The sequence below is a fragment of the Psychrobacillus sp. FSL K6-1415 genome (assembly GCF_038003185.1).
In the GTDB taxonomy this organism is placed as follows: Bacteria; Bacillota; Bacilli; order Bacillales_A; family Planococcaceae; genus Psychrobacillus; species Psychrobacillus psychrodurans.
Genome location: NZ_JBBOOQ010000001.1, coordinates 4,233,088 through 4,252,171 on the forward strand (window position 1 = coordinate 4,233,088; position 19,084 = coordinate 4,252,171).

Annotated in this window: 19 protein-coding genes; 2 read left to right on the forward strand and 17 right to left on the reverse strand. The window is 35.8% G+C overall.

The window, feature by feature from the left end; all coding sequences use genetic code 11:
• Positions 1-10 precede the first annotated feature (10 nt).
• The 13 genes from MKY60_RS20915 to rpsF all read right to left on the reverse strand — a co-directional run bounded on the left by MKY60_RS20915 (position 11) and on the right by rpsF (position 14,419).
• On the reverse strand, positions 11-814 hold the full coding sequence (locus tag MKY60_RS20915) for a two-component system regulatory protein YycI (protein WP_093495559.1): 804 nt from the start codon (positions 812-814) through the stop codon (positions 11-13).
• Complete coding sequence (locus tag MKY60_RS20920) at positions 801-2,126, reverse strand: YycH family regulatory protein (protein ID WP_340931040.1); 1,326 nt, start codon at positions 2,124-2,126, stop codon at positions 801-803. Before MKY60_RS20920 ends, MKY60_RS20915 begins: the two co-directional genes overlap by 14 nt.
• A complete protein-coding gene (gene walK, locus MKY60_RS20925) occupies positions 2,117-3,940 on the reverse strand; it encodes a cell wall metabolism sensor histidine kinase WalK (protein ID WP_093495561.1) in 1,824 nt (607 codons plus the stop codon). The genes MKY60_RS20920 and walK overlap by 10 nt, the downstream gene beginning before the upstream one ends.
• A gap of 6 nt (positions 3,941-3,946) precedes the next feature.
• The gene (gene yycF, locus MKY60_RS20930; RefSeq protein ID WP_090567368.1) at positions 3,947-4,651 is read right to left on the reverse strand and encodes a response regulator YycF; all 705 of its coding nucleotides are present in this window, start codon (positions 4,649-4,651) and stop codon (positions 3,947-3,949) included.
• A 200-nt stretch (positions 4,652-4,851) separates the two neighbouring features.
• Entirely contained in the window at positions 4,852-6,330 is a 1,479-nt protein-coding gene (locus MKY60_RS20935; protein ID WP_340931041.1) for a peptidoglycan DD-metalloendopeptidase family protein, read from the reverse strand.
• A gap of 358 nt (positions 6,331-6,688) precedes the next feature.
• Positions 6,689-7,975: an adenylosuccinate synthase gene (locus MKY60_RS20940; RefSeq protein ID WP_090567362.1), complete on the reverse strand. Its 1,287-nt coding sequence runs from the start codon at positions 7,973-7,975 to the stop codon at positions 6,689-6,691.
• Positions 7,976-8,309: 334 nt separating this feature from the next.
• A complete protein-coding gene (gene dnaB, locus MKY60_RS20945; protein ID WP_093495563.1) occupies positions 8,310-9,668 on the reverse strand; it encodes a replicative DNA helicase in 1,359 nt (452 codons plus the stop codon).
• Between the two features lie 12 nt (positions 9,669-9,680).
• Complete coding sequence (gene rplI, locus MKY60_RS20950; protein ID WP_090567356.1) at positions 9,681-10,130, reverse strand: 50S ribosomal protein L9; 450 nt, start codon at positions 10,128-10,130, stop codon at positions 9,681-9,683.
• A complete protein-coding gene (locus MKY60_RS20955; RefSeq protein WP_093495564.1) occupies positions 10,127-12,103 on the reverse strand; it encodes a DHH family phosphoesterase in 1,977 nt (658 codons plus the stop codon). The genes rplI and MKY60_RS20955 overlap by 4 nt, the downstream gene beginning before the upstream one ends.
• 12 nt (positions 12,104-12,115) lie before the next feature.
• Entirely contained in the window at positions 12,116-13,057 is a 942-nt protein-coding gene (locus MKY60_RS20960; RefSeq protein WP_340931042.1) for a YybS family protein, read from the reverse strand.
• Between the two features lie 224 nt (positions 13,058-13,281).
• Entirely contained in the window at positions 13,282-13,518 is a 237-nt protein-coding gene (rpsR, locus tag MKY60_RS20965) for a 30S ribosomal protein S18 (RefSeq protein WP_090567348.1), read from the reverse strand.
• A gap of 49 nt (positions 13,519-13,567) precedes the next feature.
• On the reverse strand, positions 13,568-14,071 hold the full coding sequence (ssb, locus tag MKY60_RS20970; protein WP_093495566.1) for a single-stranded DNA-binding protein: 504 nt from the start codon (positions 14,069-14,071) through the stop codon (positions 13,568-13,570).
• A gap of 39 nt (positions 14,072-14,110) precedes the next feature.
• Complete coding sequence (gene rpsF / locus MKY60_RS20975) at positions 14,111-14,419, reverse strand: 30S ribosomal protein S6 (RefSeq protein WP_090567343.1); 309 nt, start codon at positions 14,417-14,419, stop codon at positions 14,111-14,113.
• 166 nt (positions 14,420-14,585) lie between these two features.
• On the opposite strand from rpsF, the gene MKY60_RS20980 reads away from it, so the two are divergent.
• Entirely contained in the window at positions 14,586-15,134 is a 549-nt protein-coding gene (locus MKY60_RS20980) for a DUF3267 domain-containing protein (protein WP_340880763.1), read from the forward strand.
• Positions 15,135-15,474: 340 nt separating this feature from the next.
• Here MKY60_RS20980 and ychF read toward each other — a convergent pair whose 3' ends face one another.
• The 3 genes from ychF to MKY60_RS20995 form a co-directional block, all read right to left on the reverse strand.
• Positions 15,475-16,575 carry a redox-regulated ATPase YchF gene (gene ychF / locus MKY60_RS20985; RefSeq protein WP_340931043.1) on the reverse strand — a complete coding sequence of 367 codons (1,101 nt, stop codon included), beginning with the start codon at positions 16,573-16,575 and terminating at the stop codon, positions 15,475-15,477.
• Between the two features lie 86 nt (positions 16,576-16,661).
• The gene (locus MKY60_RS20990) at positions 16,662-16,862 is read right to left on the reverse strand and encodes a DUF951 domain-containing protein (RefSeq protein WP_090567336.1); all 201 of its coding nucleotides are present in this window, start codon (positions 16,860-16,862) and stop codon (positions 16,662-16,664) included.
• 42 nt (positions 16,863-16,904) lie between these two features.
• Complete coding sequence (locus tag MKY60_RS20995; RefSeq protein ID WP_340931044.1) at positions 16,905-17,723, reverse strand: mechanosensitive ion channel family protein; 819 nt, start codon at positions 17,721-17,723, stop codon at positions 16,905-16,907.
• A gap of 76 nt (positions 17,724-17,799) precedes the next feature.
• On the opposite strand from MKY60_RS20995, the gene yyaC reads away from it, so the two are divergent.
• Positions 17,800-18,399 (forward strand): spore protease YyaC, encoded by a 600-nt coding sequence (yyaC, locus tag MKY60_RS21000; RefSeq protein ID WP_090567330.1) that lies wholly within the window; start codon positions 17,800-17,802, stop codon positions 18,397-18,399.
• Here the strand turns inward: yyaC and MKY60_RS21005 are convergent.
• Complete coding sequence (locus MKY60_RS21005; RefSeq protein WP_340931045.1) at positions 18,355-19,059, reverse strand: DUF554 domain-containing protein; 705 nt, start codon at positions 19,057-19,059, stop codon at positions 18,355-18,357. The genes yyaC and MKY60_RS21005 overlap by 45 nt on opposite strands.
• Positions 19,060-19,084 lie beyond the last annotated feature (25 nt).

Here is a 19,084-nt window from a genome sequence, read left to right on the forward strand (position 1 = left end):
TTAAAACTCCTTATTCTACTACTGTTTGTTCCGTCTCTTTTGGTATCTTAATAACTCTTCCTTCTACTGCATTTACAAAATGTTCCTCAGTTTTTCCATCTATTAGTTCTACAACAATATGCCATGTTGGTGCAAAAACTTGTGTCTCTGTTACCTGAGCCAAAGTCGAGTATCCAAGTTCAATTTCTTTTATTGTTGAGTCTGGTTTTAAAAGAATATTATCATACAATATTTTAATCACCTGTAAATGCGGCACCAATTTTTGCGACACATTATAATTCTCTAAGTCGTCTAGTATAGTCTGTTCATAACCAATAAGCTCGTTTTTATCATTCCAATGAACTACCAGCCTTGCATTCGAATTATAGTAAACCAGTCGTTTATCAACTTGTTGAAAGAACGTAGCTGTTTTACTTTCTTCATCTATATCCCAAAGGCCATAGGCTGATCCTCTTATTACTTGGTCATGTACTATTTTTTCTAGTGTATTTTCATCGGTTATTTTTATAGGTTCATTAAGAGTGCTGACTAGTTTGACGCTGTCATGTATTTCGACTGTTTGATTTTCCATTCCTTCTATTTCTTCCAGTTTAAAATTATGGACGGTGCCTGAAACATAAGAAGCTTCATGGATCCCTTTATCTGTCTCCAAAATTTTTATATTATCCAAAAAAAGCTTTTCCGAGATAGGTGTATCATTAGGAATGTCAATTTGTTGAGATTCAGTATACCGATTCATATATAGCGAAAGTAAGAATACGTTTAAAATAGAAAATACAATAATAAATATAGTCTTTGTTTTATTCCAATCCATATTTTGCACCTCCTAATAACTCGGGAGATATACGTATCCAGCTTCCACTCTCCACGTAGTACCAAGAAGGTTCCAGATTAAACTGAGACTCGGTCTCATCTCGGGATAAATAATATCCAATTACAACATCATCAATAGTACTCGTATCAGTATCTGTTGCAGTAGATAGAAAATCATAAATTGACTGTCCTGAAGCTAGCTGTACTTCCCTTGTTTTCAAAGGAACAGCAGCAGTAAGCGTGTAAAGAGGGCGCATATATTGATGCACTCGATCAGTTCCCCACTTTAGTGAGATTTCATATATCTCCCTACCAAAAACCGGTAGGCCAGCAAAATACAGTTGATAATTAATTTGACGATTTTCAGTATTCATTCGGGAATAGCGGTAGTCATCTGTCCATCCGTTATGCTCATTGACAAAATTTAAGCTATTTTGAATGAGATCTACAGACTTTGCTGGGTTTTCATTCTCCGAAGCAGGATGAACATAGTTTAAACTTCTAGTACTAAAATTCACTTTCATTAACGCACTATCATCCGTGAATTGTTGTTCATTCATACTAACAGGATTACTTCTCACTAGGTTTGGATTATTAAATAGAGCATCTTTAAATTTATCGGTATTAATGTCTTTAATGGAATAAGTATAACTCAGGATATTTTCTGGTGTCGATGAAACGTATACCGATAATTTATCGTCTGTAATTATTTCATTATACACTTGCATAGTTTCTGTATGCTTTAAAATACGATTGGTAAACCCTGCATTATTTACTTTTTCTGCAGTTGCCGTATACATCTTCTGCTGTGATGTACTTATAAAATAAATGTTTAAACTATCCGAGGTTTCCACATTCCAATCGATTATTAAACGATTAAAATGAGCATCCGGAAAAACCTGTTCTGTAAAATTTAAGCTAGTGCCTAAAACTTCAACAGGGACATCTGCTGCAAAAAAGAAACTTGCACGATTAGGTGTTTTTATAAACTCATTTATTTGATCGGTACTTAACTTATTACTAGATAACTCGACCTTTTGAATTTCCCATTTTTTCATGTTAATGAACACTGATTCGATTGGTTGACTGTTAAAAGTTCCTTTTAGCCCATCCTTTTGGCTAACAATCATACGATACGGTTTGATAATGTCTTCCATTTCCTTTTTTTCAGCAATGGCTATATCTACAGTTGTTCCTTCATTTGACTGGATAACCGGTGAATATGTCCATATAGCAAAAGTTAAGGAAAAACTGAGGAGAATAAGTAAGACTAAAACAACTGATTTTACTTGCTCAATATATTTCAATCCCATTCACCTACCTCATCCGTTAAAATATCCAATGTGAAGAAAATGGTCGTTCCTTGGCCTTCTTCGCTTTCTGCCCATATTCTACCACCATGGGCTTCAATCATTTCCCGGGCAATTGCTAAACCTAGCCCTGTACCACCCATAGATCTTGCTCTTGCTCGATCTACTCTGTAAAAGCGATCAAAGACTCGATCTACATTTTCAGATGGAATCCCCATTCCATCATCAGAAATCATTACTTTCAAAATGGAATCCGTCACAACTACCCCAAAACGTATATTCCCACCATCTGGAGAATATTTAATCGCATTTGAGATAATATTATCGATTACTTGTGTTAACTTATCAGTATCGATATCCACATAATAGGCTTTATCTGAGAGCATGCGGACAAAGGTAACATGATCAGACTTGGAAAGTTCAAATCTGTCTATAATCCGGTTGAAGAACTGATTAAAATTAACAATCTCTCGATTCAAATCATAGTCTCTGCTATCCATTTTAGATAATTGTAGAAGATCATTTACAAGTCGAATCATTCGATGGGTCTCTGTTTGAGTTACTTGTAAGAAAGAGGGAGCTATTTCCTCGTCTTTCCAAGCACCATCAGCTAACGCCTCCAAGTAACTACTCATTGTAGTAAGTGGTGTACGTAATTCATGGGAAACATTCGCTACAAATTCTCTTCTTTCTATATCCACTTTTTCTTGTTCGGTATTATCGTGTAATACTGCGATTAAACCGTTAACGAAGCCAGTTTCTTTTTGAATAACCGAAAAATTGGCACGTAAGATAAATGGCCGTTCATTGGAGCTTAAATCCAAGTTAAGAGCTTCTTTTAAGTGTATTAAATCTTCAAAGGAGTGTTCGGAGTCTATTCCAAGCACAGATATAATCGGACGATTTAATACCATTTCCCTTGGTATACGCAATAATCTAAGTGCAGGATCGTTTATCAATATAACTCTACCTTTACGGTCAGTTGCTAATACCCCATCTGTCATGTTGGTTAAAACGGAGGCTAGCTTTCTTCGTTCTGCTTCCGTTGTAGATTGAGATTCTTGCAGTCTATTCGTCAAATGATTAAAAGCAATTGCCAGTTGTCCAATTTCATCACTTCCATATACTCGTACTTTTCTGGAAAAGTTACCTTTTGCCATGGCTTGAGCTTGTCGTCTCATATCGGAAATTGGACGTGTAATTGTCTGGGCAATTAGTATTCCTAATATAACTGTAATGACTAAAGCCATTGCAGTACCTCCGGCAAGTATTCGATTAATTTCATTCATCTGTCCAAACACATTTTCAATATTAGATTCTATATATAATGTTCCAATTACTTCTCCCTTTGAAATAATAGGTGTAGCTAAAACCCAAATTCTAACATCACTTTTTCTATCTAACGATATATTTTCTTGTGCAGCTTCTGCTGTAATGGATTTACGAACTAGATCATCCATTGATCGTTGGCCAACAATCGACTGGTTGTTTGAATCTGAGGTTGCCAAAATCTGATACCTAGCATCTATAACGCGTACTTCTTTAATATCAATTGAATTGAGACCAGCCAAAATAGAATATAAACTTTGTTCTGGTGTTTGGTCTTCTTCGCTCCGTATTTTTATCATTTCTTCCCGTGCACTATATTCTATTAAGCTAACTCGATCGGTTATTGATTCTTGAAAGTTTTCCCTTAATGTCTTCTCTAGGCCACGAACAAAATATAATCCTATAATTTGCATAGCAATAATAATAAGTAATACATAAATCAGCACAATCTTTACGTGAATCGATTTAAAGTATCCAACCTTTTGCATTAAATTCTACTCCTGTTCAGGACTTCGTAAATAGTATCCTACACCTCTTCTAGTTACTATCCATGTTGGATGACTTGGATTATCTTCAATTTTTTCACGTAATCGTCGAATTGTTACATCTACTGTACGGACATCACCAAAGTAATCGTACCCCCATACTGTTTGTAGTAAATGTTCACGAGTCATGACTTGTCCTATATGTTTTGCCAAGTAATGCAAAAGCTCAAATTCTCGATGCGTTAGCTCTATTGTTTCTTCCCTTTTTAACACCAGATACGCATCTGGTTGAATAGTCAGTGGACCAATAACTATTTCATTTGTCAACACTTCTGCATCTTCTTGAATAGTTTGGTGTCTACGCATATTTGCTTTAACTCGAGCGATTAATTCTCTAGTACTAAATGGTTTTGTAACATAATCATCTGCACCTAGCTCTAGTCCCAGCACTTTATCTATCTCTGAATCTTTTGCAGTCAGCATGATAATAGGAAAATCATATTTTTTTCGAATTTCTCTACAAACTTCCATTCCATCTTTGTTAGGAAGCATAATATCTAATAACATTAAATCTGGTTGATCCTCTTCTACCTTCTTTAATGCCTCATCGCCATTATATGCACAGGCTACTTGATACCCTTCTTTTTTTAAGTTAAATTGCAGTATGTCTGCAATTGGTTTTTCGTCATCTACAACTAATATTTTCTTACTCATTTTTAGTCCCCCTTATTCTCGTATTCTATATTTAACTCAATTGAATTATTTTTAACAATAATAATATTAACTTTAACATTGTTTTAGGCTTCATGCATCTCTCAAGAAGCGGTGGTGCTATAGTTCGACTTACTTTGACAAATTATTTCCCAGGAAATTCATAAAAAAGAGACAGTCCATATTGCGACTGTCTCTATATATTATTTATTTAATACAGTTAAAGGATTAATTGTAACACCATTTTTTTCCACTTCGAAATGTAGATGTGTTCCTGTAGAACGCCCAGTACTTCCCATTACACCAATTTTAGTGCCTGTTGGAACTACTTGCCCTACTTCCGCTGTAATAGAAGAAAGATGTGCATACGTTGTTTTGTACCCATTTTGATGATCGATGATTACACGGTTGCCATATGTACCATCCCAACCAGCCGCAACTACAATTCCATTATCTGCTGCTTTTATTGTAAAACCACTTGGTCTTGCGATATCGATACCTTCATGTTGGCGGCCCCAACGATATCCCATTTTACTAGAAATATATCCACCTTCAGCTGGCCAAGCAAATACTCCCGAGCCGCGTGAAGGAATTACTTTCGTTCCTTTTAATACAATGTGCTCTTTTGGTTCTACAAGAATTTTTTCTTCTACAATAGATTGACCAACTTGTACTCCATTCACTTTGCGAATTAAGTAAGTTGCCTCTTTTTGACCATCCGAACCTTCTTGTTTTACCTTCGTATCACCTTTATACATATCCTCTGTTTCTTCTACTTTTTTCGTATGTATTATGGCTTCTACTGCTTTTTTCTCATACTGTACTTCTATATTAATAAGTGGTTTTAGAACTGTTACATTTAACTCTTGACCTATTTGTAATACGGTAGAATCCGTTACACCAGGATTAAGTGCTATAAGTTCTGCAGATGTTAAATTATGCTTATTAGCAATAGTTCCTAAAACATCGCCTTCTGCCACAGTATATAACTCTTTTTCTAATGTTCCTTCTAAAAGTAGTTTCACAGCATCATCTGGTGAAACAATCCGATTAGGAGCTGTGTCTACTGTAACTCCTGATACTTTTTCTTTTAAGATTAAATTAGCAATACGAGTTTCATTTTCTTTTAACTTGGGTAAAGATTCACTAGTATTATTTCTAGCTTCCAGTGTGTTCAGCTCTTCTTCTGAAACAAAATGTAACTTTAGTTTTCTTAAAGCTTCATCGTAAGCCTCTAAGTCTTTGACGTAGACTGCCATCTCGTCATTGATCGATAATGCAAATGCTTTTGCCTCTACTTCTATTAAGCCATCCAGCTTTTGAAGTGTAGTCTCGTCATTTGTATTGGGAGTAAATACTTGTTCTGGTACTACCGATAAATTAGATCCAGCTGTTAAAGTCATGTTTTTAAACTGGGAGCTAGATTCTTCAATCTTTTTGTCGAGCATTGATTGTATTTTGGTTTGATCCGAAATAGCCCCTACATATTGACCATCCGTATATATATGGTATATTTCTTTTAATGTATTGCTTTCACTTTCTTTTGCAAAAGCCATATTAAACGAAATACTTGAGATAAGTAAAACTGATACGGCTGCTTTTTTCACCATATTTGACTTTCCGTTTGAAAGAACATCCAGTTTTGATACCTTTTGTTCCTCATTCTTACTTTTCAAAAACATGATAAAGCCCCTTCCAAACTATCTGTAAAATCTTCAATCATTTTCATGCTTCTCTAATTTAACATATTTGAAATGAAGATGTGTAGCTTTCTAGACGGTTGTAAAGAAACTGTAGTATTGGTTCCATATATTACATTATTTTTTCAATTTATGGAAATATATAATCGTTTTTACCTAATAATTCGATTTTTATAAATTAGTTTTCTCCAAATTATTCATATTTTATACATAAAGCAGTAAAAATCTTTGTTATATTTGTCATAATAGAAGATTCACATAGTGAAACTTTTTCAAATTTCTACATTAACAGACAAAAAAACGTCAAAAAGCTTATGCTTCTTGACGTTTTTTGTGTTCACTATTTCCAAACACTTGTAATGATATTAGTTTGGGTACGATCTGGTCCAACTGAGAAGATGGATATTTGTACTCCTGTAAGTTGAGAAATACGCTCTAAGTAATGACGAGCTGTTTCAGGAAGTTCATCTAAAGATTTACAGTTAGTAATATCTTCACTCCAACCAGGCATTTCTTCGTAAACTGGTTCACATTCACTTAAAATACGAAGATTAGCTGGATATTCTGTAATTAATTCACCTTTATACTTATATGCAGTACATAATTTAACTGTATCTAAACCAGTCAATACGTCAATAGAGTTAACTGTTAAATCAGTTAAACCACTTACGCGTCGAGCATGTCTAATTACTACTGTGTCAAACCAACCAATACGACGTGGTCTACCTGTAGTTGTCCCATATTCTTTACCAACTTCACGGATTTGATTTCCTATTTCATCAAATAACTCCGTTGGGAAAGGACCATCACCTACACGTGATGTATATGCTTTACAAACACCTACTACATGGTTTATTTTTGTTGGACCTACTCCCGCACCAATTGTTACTCCACCAGCTACTGGATTTGAAGAAGTTACAAATGGATAGGTACCTTGATCGATATCCAACATAACTCCCTGTGCACCTTCAAATAAAACACGACGACCATCATCTAATGCGTCATTTAATACTTTTGAAGTATCCGTAACATATTTGGCGATCTCTTGCCCATAGGTATAGAATTCTTCTAAAATTTCCTCTGAAGTAAATCCTTCTGTTTCGTAAAACTTCTCAAACATTCTATTCTTTTCTTGTAAGTTAAGTTCTAATTTTTCTTTAAACACTTCATAGTCCAGAAGGTCAGCAATACGGATTCCAACACGTGCAGCTTTGTCCATATAAGCCGGTCCAATACCTTTACCTGTCGTACCAATTTTATTTGCTCCTCTGCGAGCTTCTTCCACTTCATCTTGTTTTAAGTGGTATGGAAGAATAACATGTGCACGATTAGAAATACGTAAGTTTTCGGTTGTTACTCCGCGTTCATGCAATCCTTTTAGTTCTTTCACAAGTGCTCTAGGATCTACTACCATTCCGTTTCCTATAACAGAAATTTTATCTTTATAGAAAATTCCTGATGGAATCAAGTGAAGCTTGTACGTTTCTCCTCCAAAAATAATTGTATGACCTGCATTATTACCGCCTTGGTAACGTGCAATTACTTCTGAGTTTTCGGATAGAAAGTCTGTGATTTTCCCTTTACCTTCGTCTCCCCATTGTGTTCCAACTACTACTACTGATGGCATTTGCCAGCACCTCCGTCAGACATTTCATATGTCCTGATTCAAACAGTGTAATTGTACCAATCTAAATGCACTTAGTCAACTGATTTAATGCAAAAACACGAACACAAAATGCACTATTACATTTATTGTTCGTGTTTTTATCATCAAATTCTGCCATTATTAACTATTTTTTAAGAGTACTTACCAAAAAGCTTAAACACTTGCACTTTTCTAGTCTAGCTCCAGCGCCTAGCCCCTCGAGTCGCTTCAGGCTTTCAAGTAAAGGCAAAGAGCGCTTTTACGTGAAATCCTTCCATCGCTTGTCAGGGCTACATAGGCGCTTGCACTTTTCTTATTACGCTGGGGGTGCTGCTTGGTGTTGACTCCAGTCGATGTTAACGAATTTGTTAAACTCTTTAACAAACGCAAGTGTAACAGTTCCAGTTGGACCATTACGTTGTTTAGCAATAATAATCTCTATCATGTTCTGATTTTCTGTTTCTTTATCGTAATAATCTTCACGGTACAGGAAAGATACAATATCTGCATCCTGCTCAATAGATCCAGATTCACGTAAATCAGACATCATCGGTCGCTTATCTTGACGTTGCTCAACTCCACGGGATAACTGAGACAAGGCAATTACAGGGACCTGTAATTCACGAGCTAATCCTTTTAAGGACCTGGAAATTTCCGAAACCTCTTGTTGTCGGTTAGCTTGGCTGCCTCCACTACCTTGAATTAACTGTAAATAATCAATCAAAATCATCCCTAAACCAGACTCTTGTTTTAATCGACGACACTTAGCACGGATTTCATTTACCCGAATACCCGGAGTATCATCAATATAAATACCTGCATTTGATAGACTTCCCATCGCCATTGTAAGCTTACGCCAATCCTCGGTTGTAAGTGCTCCTGTACGAAGTACCTGTGCATCTATATTCCCCTCTGCACAAAGCATACGCATAACTAACTGTTCCGCACCCATCTCTAAACTAAAAATTGCTACGTTTTCATCTGTTTTAGTCGCTACATTTTGCGCAACATTCAGAGCAAATGCTGTTTTCCCTACAGAAGGACGGGCAGCAACAATGATCAAATCATTTCTTTGGAAACCAGCTGTAATTCTGTCTAAATCTCTAAACCCTGTCGGTATACCGGTAACATCGCCCTTTCGTGTATGAAGTTTTTCTATATTATCGTATGTTTCCACTAAAACGTCTTTAATATGCTCGAAATCACCAGCATTTTTTCGGCTTGCGACTTCCATCATTTTTCTTTCGGCTTCAGCTAATAATGCTTCTACTTCATCTTCCCTAGTAAAGCCATCTTCTACTATGGTAGTAGCTACACGTATTAAACGACGTAAAATAGATTTTTCTTCTACAATTTTGGCGTAATATGCTATGTTGGCGGCGGTTGGAACTGCATTGGCAATTTCACTAATATATGAAATTCCCCCTACATCTTCTAGCTCTTTTTTTGCAGAAAGTTCTTCAGTTACGGTTACAACATCTATTGCCTTACCTTTATCACTTAAATGAAGCATAGTCTGGAATATCTTCTGATGTGCTACACGATAAAAATCTTCAGCGAGCAAGATTTCTCCAGCGGTAATTAATGCTTGTGGTTCTAAAAATATTGCCCCAATGACAGATTGTTCGGCTTCTTGGTTATGCGGCGGTACACGGTCCAACATTGGATCGCTCATTGACCTCTCTCCTTACGATTCTTCTGCAACAAGAACTTTTAATGTCGCTATAACTTCATGATGAAGTTTCACAGGGACGTTCGTATATCCTAATGCTCGAATTGCGTCATCTAATTCCATTTTGCGTTTATCTAATTTAATACCATGAGATTTCTCTAATTGAGAGGCAATTTGTTTCGTTGTAATTGAACCAAAAAGTCGACCGTCATTTCCAGACTTTGCTTTTAACTCTACTGTTAATTGCTCTAATGTTTCTTTTAATTTGTTTGCTTCTGCTAACTCTTGAGCCGCTTCTTTTTCAGATTTTTTCTTTTGCCCTTCAAGAGCACTTAATGCAGCTGCATTTACTTCTACTGCTAATTTGTTTTTTAGTAAAAAGTTATGAGCATAACCATCTGCTACATTTTTGATCTCGCCTTTTTTTCCTTTACCTTTTACGTCTTTTAAGAATACTACTTTCATTCTTCATTTCCTCCTTCAATTGTATCTGTAATTGCATTTTTTAGTAGTGATATTGCTTCGTCTATCGAGGTATCTTCCAACTGACAGGCGGCATTAGTTAAATGCCCTCCACCATTTAGTTTTTCCATAATAATTTGAACATTGATATCACCTAATGATCGGGCACTGATCCCTAACGTGGAATCACTTTTCCGCCCTATCACGAAAGAAGCTGCCACATTATTCATCGTCAACAAAATATCCGCTGTTTGAGCAAGCAATACCTGACTATAAGAGACGTTTTCCATTCCGTTAGCAATAGCAATGCCATCTCTAAAAAACTCTACATTTTGGACTATTTTAGAGCGTTCAATATAAGTATCAATGTCTTCCTTCAACATTCGTTGAACGAGAATTGTATCTGCACCATGCGTACGTAAATAGGATGCCGCTTCAAATGTTCTTGCTCCTGTACGTAGGGTAAAGCTTTTCGTATCTACAATAATACCAGCAAGCATAGATGTTGCTTCTAACATGGATAACTTTTCATTTTTCGGTTGATACTCAATTAGTTCAGTTACTAATTCTGATGTAGAGGATGCGTATGGTTCCATATAAACAAGCATCGTATTTGAAATAAATTCTTCTCCACGTCGATGATGATCGATCACAACAATCTTCTCTGCCTTTTGAAGAAGCTTTTCATCAATAACTAAGCTCGGTTTGTGTGTATCTACTACCACCAATAAAGTTTTATCTGTAATTTTGCTTATTGCTTCTTCTGGGCTTATAAAACGATTATACAACTCCGGTTGTTCCTTAATCTCATCCATTAAACGAATCACGCTATTGTCTAACTCATTAGTGTCCAAGACAACGTAGCCTTCTACTTTGTTCATCCCAGCCATTTTTCTTACCCCAACAGCTGAACCAATTGCATCCATATCAGGCATTCTATGCCCCATTACAAACACTTGGTCACTATCCTGTATTAAATCTCGCAGAGCATGTGAGATAACTCTAGCTCTTACACGAGTCCGTTTTTCTACTGGGTTTGTTTTACCACCATAGAACTTCACTTTTCCACTTGTATGCTTGATGGCAACTTGGTCTCCACCGCGTCCTAATACTAAATCTAAGCTAGACTGAGCTAGTTCACCAAGTTCAACTAAGGAAGTGGATCCTGCGCCAACACCTACGCTTAAAGTGAGGGAAAAGCCAAATTTAGAAGTTGTTTCTCTTATATCATCCAATATGGAGAATTTACTTTTTTCTAATTCTACTAAAATGGATTCATTAAAAACAGCTAAAAAACGATCCGAAGAAATCCGTTTTACATAAATACCGTATTTAGCTCCCCAATCGTTTACACAAGAAGTAACGATGCTATTGAGTCTTCCTCGTGTTTGATCGTCCATACCCTGTGATATTTCATCGTAATTATCTATAAACAGTACGCCAATAACTGTTCGATCTCCATAATATAACGATTCCATTTCTACTTGTTCCGTTATATCAAAGAAATACAGAAGTTTTTCTTCGGCTTTATAAAACACTTTATAATTTTTATCATCTAAAGAGATGATCATTTCTTTTGATTCTTCTTGTTTCTTAAGCTGTTGAAAATCCTTTGATATAGAAAGAAGCTCCTCACCAATAATCGTATCGAATGGAAGCTGCTGCGTCATGTATGGATTTGCCCATTCAATGATGTAGTGTTCATTTATGAGTAGTATCCCAATTGGCATTTCTAATAAGGCTTCTTCCCCTACCTTTTTCATCCGATAGGAAAGAGTTTCAATATGTTTTTCTGTCTCCTCATATACACGCTGTTCAATAATCCACGCATAGATAAATACACCAATTACCATTAGAGCGAATAACAATCCAATCAATGTGTTGGTAGACAGTAATAAATAAGTCGCAACCCCACTAAGTAGTAAGAACAGTATGAGTGGATATCGAATTGGCCGTTTCCTAAAAAAAGATGCCACCAGATCAGCTCCTTACTTTTTGTATCTGTCTTTTATAAATCCTCTTATATTAAATCCTAAGTCTAATACCCCTACTATAATAGTAAACATGTACAGCGGAACTGCAAAACATGTTGCAAGTATCATTAACCATTTGGACAATCCTTTTACATAAAAATAGTAGTGTATGAAAGAAACCCCTTGTAAGAACAAGAGTGCACGTAATATTAAAGCCGCATTAACAAATACTAAATATCCAAACGTACCTACTTCAAATGTAACAATCAACGAGAAAATGGATACGATTAAATAATACCACAACACCGCTTTTGGTAATCTAAAATCCATGAATTTAGAAAACTTAGGCACATCTAATTTCAACTTTTTTAATAGTGATAGGTTAATGATTAAATATAGCCAAGCACTGATGAACACCAGTCCAATAATATAACTAGGCATAACAGATTCAATAAGCGATATTATTTGTCCAACTAACTCATCATACCCCTCCGGCACTTGACCTACGACAGACATAATATTTCCCAGTTGTTCGTAGTATACTTCAAGGGTTGTGATAAATTGCTTCAAAACATTCATATTGAAAAATAAATTTGATATTATGTATTGTACAGCCGACATTAAAAGTAAAAAGATGCCGGTAGTCATCAGCATATAAAGCTTTGACTTTTTGGCTTGAATCAAGTCTCCTATAATAAAACCTAATGGAGGGACTAATAATCCAAAAATTAATCCAGAAACTCCACCAATTATAAAAGAAAGTAAAATTGCAATTGTCGTTACAAATGCAGCATGTTTTCTTTCAAACTTTGCACTGTACCAAGCAAGAGGTAATGGCACAATGAATAAAGTTAAAAACCCGAGTACTGGAACGGTAAAAGACGTTCCCAAAAAAATAGCGAAAAGTGCAATCGTTATAAATCCATACTTTAAATAATTTGTTTGATTTCTTTGCATTTAGGAACCTTCCTTTAATGTAATCATCTATTTATTGTAACAGATTGTTTACAACAACTAAAATTCGACATACTGTAGAGAAAAATTGAAATGTCTATGTAAGCCTTGAAAAGCATTAGAAGAATTACAATAAAGGCTTCTTTCGTAGAGGAAAGTCATTCTTAAACAATTTGAATAAATAGTTACAAAAAAAAGACCGGTTTCCCGGTCTTTCTAATTTATACTTATCTCTCTTCAGAAGAGAATGGAAGTAAAGCCATGATACGAGATACTTTAATAGCTCGTGTTAACTTACGTTGGTACTTCGCACTAGTTCCTGTCACACGACGTGGAAGAATTTTCCCACGTTCTGACACGAATTTTTTCAACAAATCTACATCTTTATAATCGATGTGCATGATATTGTTTGATGTGAAGTAACAAACTTTACGGCGTCTTTTGCCTCCGCGACGTGGTGCCATATTTGGTTGCCTCCTTTTCGATTAAAGTAAACATGCTAAGTGATGCTTTTTAGAATGGTAAATCGTCATCCGATACTTCGATTGGCCCACTACTATTAGAAAAAGGATCCTCATCTACACGTGTATAGTTTTGCTGATTCATTGGTTGGTTTTGCTGATATGAAGGTGTTGAAAATTGCTGCTGTCCGTTACCGCCAGGTGATTGTCCACCTTGGTTACGTTCTCCAGAGCTATTACGTGGTTCTAAGAACTGAACGCTGTCTGCAACAACGTCTGTCGTATAAACACGTTTTCCATCTTGTCCTTCATAACTACCCGTTTGAATGCGACCTTCGACTCCAGCTAAACTTCCTTTTTTTAGGAAGTTCGCTGTGTTTTCAGCTTGCTTTCTCCAAACGACACAGTTGATAAAATCAGCTTCTCTTTCACCCGATTGGTTGGAGAATGTACGATTTACAGCTAGTGTAAATCTTGCCATTGCAACACCACTTGGTGTGTAGCGAAGTTCCGGATCTTTTGTTAGTCTTCCAACTAAAACGACACGGTTAATCATCAGTAAACAACCTCCCTCGATCAGCTTTTTTAGTCAATTTTATTTTTTTGCTTTAACTTTAATATCGTCGATACGAACAGCAATGTGACGGATAATGTCTTCATTGATGTTAGCTAAACGTGTATACTCATCGATTGCTTTTGAATCAGCATTTACTTTAACGATTTGGTAGAAACCTTCACGCAAGTCATTGATTTCATAAGCTAAGCGGCGTTTACCCCACTCTTTTGCTTCGATGATTTCTGCACCATTTGAAGTTAAGATTTCTTGGAAACGCTCTACTAAAGCTTTCTTTGCATCTTCTTCAATTGCTGGTTGAATAATGTACATTAATTCGTACTTTCTCATCTATTTACACCTCCCTATGGTCTTTGGCCGACTATGAAAAGCCGACAAGGAGCAAGTAATTCTATTACTCACATCAATGAATTGTAACATAGTTTCTCAAACGTATCAAGGAAGATTGTCATTATTTTACTCATTCATGTATATTTATTTTAAATAGGAGGATTATATGGAAAATAATGAAGAAACGTTAGTTGTAATCGATATTGATCTAAAAAAGGTAGCATGGGAAAGTATTGGATTAACTGTAGGTCTATCTATAATAGGAATACTTCTATTTCCTTGGTTATCTAATGTTACAGAAATAACTTTCTCATTTTGGGACTTCCTTTGGTTTTTTATCGGTTATATAGTATTAATCGTTTTACACGAATGCTTTCACCTTGTTGGGTTTTGGGTCTTTGGTAGAGCTCCTTGGAGTAGTATGGATTATGGGGTTAATATTCAAATGGGTGTAGCCTATGCAACTACTACTATTCCCTTACAAAACGGTGCCATGAAAAAAGCATTATTACTTCCTTTCTGGATTACCGGTGTTTTACCAATGATTATGGGCTTTTGGTTGGGTTCTCTTATGCTGGTTCTATTAGGTGCTTGGCTAATTGCTGGTGCTGCGGGGGACTTTGCTATGTATAAAGAACTCAGAAAATATCCAAACGACTTATTGATCAAAGATGATCCAGTGAAGCCTAGGTTATATGTATTGAAAAAAAATTAACTTTATTCAATTAAGAAAAACCGGCCAAAAAGACGCCCGGTCCTCTAAAAACAGAGACGTAGATATGCCGTTGACTGTTACGAAGGATGGAAGCATTCCGTGGGCACAGCTTCAGCCGTTCCAATCAACCATGTACATAAATAGATAATTGGAAGCTGGATCATCTAAATAAACGAGAATTATATAACTGAAATTATACGATATTCATTCTTTAAAGTCTTATGAACCAAATGTTCACGGTACTTCTTATAAACTTTCTTATCTTTCAAAAAAAGGATCAGTGATTTCTCACTAATCCTTTTTTACATATTCAGAACATATATTGTAAATACTTTTATTTTTATACGTTAAAGCGGAACAACATTACGTCTCCGTCTTGTACAATATATTCCTTACCTTCTAAACGAACCTTTCCAGCTTCTTTTGCAGCAGCCATTGATCCAGTTTCAACTAAATCATCATAAGCTACTGTTTCCGCACGGATAAATCCTTTTTCAAAGTCAGAGTGAATAACCCCTGCACATTGAGGTGCTTTCATCCCTTTAAGGAATGTCCAAGCTCGAACTTCTTGTACACCAGCTGTGAAATAAGTTGCCAAACCTATTAATGAGTAAGAAGCTTTGATTAACTGATCTAAGCCTGATTCTTTTATTCCTAATTCTTCTAGGAACATTGTTTTCTCCTCATCTTCTAGTGCTGCCATCTCTTCTTCAATTTTTGCACATATTAGTATTACCTGTGCGCCTTCTTCGGCAGCAAATGCACGCACTTTTTGTACGTATTCATTTTCACCCTCTGCCATAATATCATCTTCAGAAACGTTTGCAACGTAGAGCATTGGTTTTGTTGTCAGCAAATGAAAACCTTTTACTACGCGTTGCTCTTCTTCTGTAAATTCAACTGAACGACCAGATATTCCTGCTTCAAAAGCCTCTTTTAAGCGAGTAAGAACTGGTTCTTCTGCTAGCGCCTCTTTGTCTCTTTGTTTTACCATTTTAGTTACACGAGCTAAGCGTTTATCAACGCTTTCTAAATCTGCTAATATCAACTCTAGGTTAATCACTTCAATATCAGAGATTGGATCCACTTTTCCAGATACATGTGTAATATTTTCATCTTCGAAACAACGTACAACCTGGCAGATTGCATCTACTTCACGGATATGTGCAAGGAACTTGTTCCCAAGTCCTTCCCCTTTACTTGCACCTTCTACAATTCCTGCTATATCTGTAAATTCAAATGCAGTAGGAACTGTTTTCTTTGGCACTACTAATTCTGTTAATTTATCTAAACGTGCATCGGGTACTTCAACTACCCCTACGTTGGGATCGATAGTAGCAAATGGATAGTTTGCTGCAAGTGCTCCAGCCTTTGTTATTGCATTAAACAATGTAGACTTTCCTACGTTTGGTAATCCTACTATTCCAGCAGTTAACGCCATATATGTCACAACCCTTCATTATTTTAAACCATAAACTTTATATACAACTTGTTCATTATATTGATTTTAGCGATAAAAGTCTATCATTACTCAGCATCAGCTTGCACAATCAGCCTTTTCATCTTCTTTTCAAACTCTTTTCTTGGTATCATTACACTATGTTGACAGCCTTCGCATTTTATACGAATATCAGCACCCATTCGTATGATTTTCCAAGCATTCGTACCACATGGATGTTGTTTCTTCATTTCTACTATATCGTTTAGTTGAAATTGTTTCTTTTCCACTTTATCACCTACTTATTTTTCTTTAGTAAACAATCACTGGAATTATGAGATTTTAATACCTTTTTGTTCAAGAAACTCCACTAAATCTCTTCTAATTTTTCTAGCAACACTGTTCTGTTTTGTAGGTACAGTCTCGGCGGTAAAGCGTACTACTATTTCGGAGGCATTAAAACTCTGTATTCCAAGGTAACTAGGTTTTTTAACAAGCTCCTCATATTTGTTTGGTAACTCTTTCAGAAACTCCTCAATGTTTTTTTCCATTGATAGAATATCATTATCAGGTGTAACGCTAATATCTATTAACGCCAAGGAGTTATAAATTGAATAGTTTATAACGACCAATATGCTGCCATTTGGAATTATGTGAAGTTCCCCTGTATAACTTTTCAATTTTGTTGTACGTAAACCTATTTCCTGTACAATTCCATTAGCTGTCCCTATCTGTACTTGATCTCCCACCGCAAATTGATCTTCAAATATTATAAAAAATCCTGTAATGACATCTTTCACTAAACTTTGAGCACCAAAACCAACTGCTAGACCAACAATACCTGCACCAGCAAGCAATCCAGCTACTTTTATACCAAAAGTAGTCAAAATAGCTATAATAGCACTAAAATACACAACATAAGTTAAAACATTTTGAAGAAGTTTCATCAATGTATTTTGCCTACGTTCTGAATAGCCTAAGGGGCTCCTCTGCCTAACCAAAAAAAACTTTTGGATTATGCGTTTCCCAACTCTTACCGCAACAGCAGATACTAATAAGATGAGCACTATTTCAATAAAAATTAACCCAAGTTGCCCCCAAGTCTCTTCTTTAAGTAAATAATCCTTCAAACTTTGAATTTTTGCTTCCATACTAGTTATTTCACCTCATTTGAATAAATAATTTCCTAGATGCATATACTAGCTTAAAAAGAAAGTGAGTAATTATATGAACTCTTCTGCTACTACTATTACCGAACCTTCTACAATTTATTATAAGGAAACAGGTGCAATTTGGCGATTAAGCAACTACTTTATAGAACAAATTCCATTTGACCATCCAAATCTAGTTTTTTGCTGTATTGGTACTGACCGCTCTACTGGGGATGCACTTGGACCAATGACAGGTTCTTTCTTATCACAACTTAAATCATTTCCATTTGAAATTGTTGGTACATTGGACAATCCCTTACATGCGCTAAATATTGAAGAAATCACGGAAACCATCCGCAGTTCACCTAAATCCCCTTATATTATAGCTATAGATGCTTGCTTAGGGAACGTGAATAATATTGGACAGATTATCGTTCACCCTGGACCTTTATATCCTGGAAAAGCGGTGAAAAAAGAATTGCCACCAATCGGTGAAGTCTCTATTAAAGCAATCGTAAATATCGGAGGTTTTATGGAATATAATGTTCTTCAAAGTACTCGACTTCATCTAACTTACGAAATGGGAAGAGTCATCTCTCGTGCACTACTTTTAGCTTGGCATCGATATAATTTAAAAGTTATAAATAATAGCAACAGCAATACCAACAATAACTAGACTTGGCAGTAGATTTGCAACTCTTACTTTTGTTATACCTAATAGATTAAGACCAATAGCAATAATCATAATACCGCCAGTTGCTGTCATTTCTTGAAGAAACAATTCAAGTGCAGCTTCTGGTATTATTTTTGTAATTTGAGTAGCAAACAAAGCTATTGCTCCTTGATAAATAGCTACAGGAATTGCAGAGAAAAGAACGCCTATTCCTAGAGTTGCTGATAGTACAATAGACGTAAATCCATCAATTATCCCTTTACTGATTAATAGTTCATGGTCATTTTGTAAACCACTGTTCAGAGCTCCTAATACTCCCATTGCTCCTATTACAAATATTAAGGTACCTGCAACAAATCCTTGCGCTATACCTCCCCCTTGTTTTTTAGAGCCCATTTTAGTCTCCAAGTATTGAGCAAATTGATTCAACCATTTATCCAAATCAATCCATTCACCTATTACACCACCAAAAACAATACAAATTATAATCAACCCAAAATTATCACTTTCTAATCCCATCTGGATACCTAGTAAAGCAACTGCTATCCCTATTGCGTTCATAACGGTTTGCTTCATATTTTCAGGGATTCCTTTTAATAATCTACCAATTAATGCACCCGCTACTATTAAGATAGCATTTACTAATGTCCCTAATAAAACCATCACCATGCCTCATTCCAGTAATAAA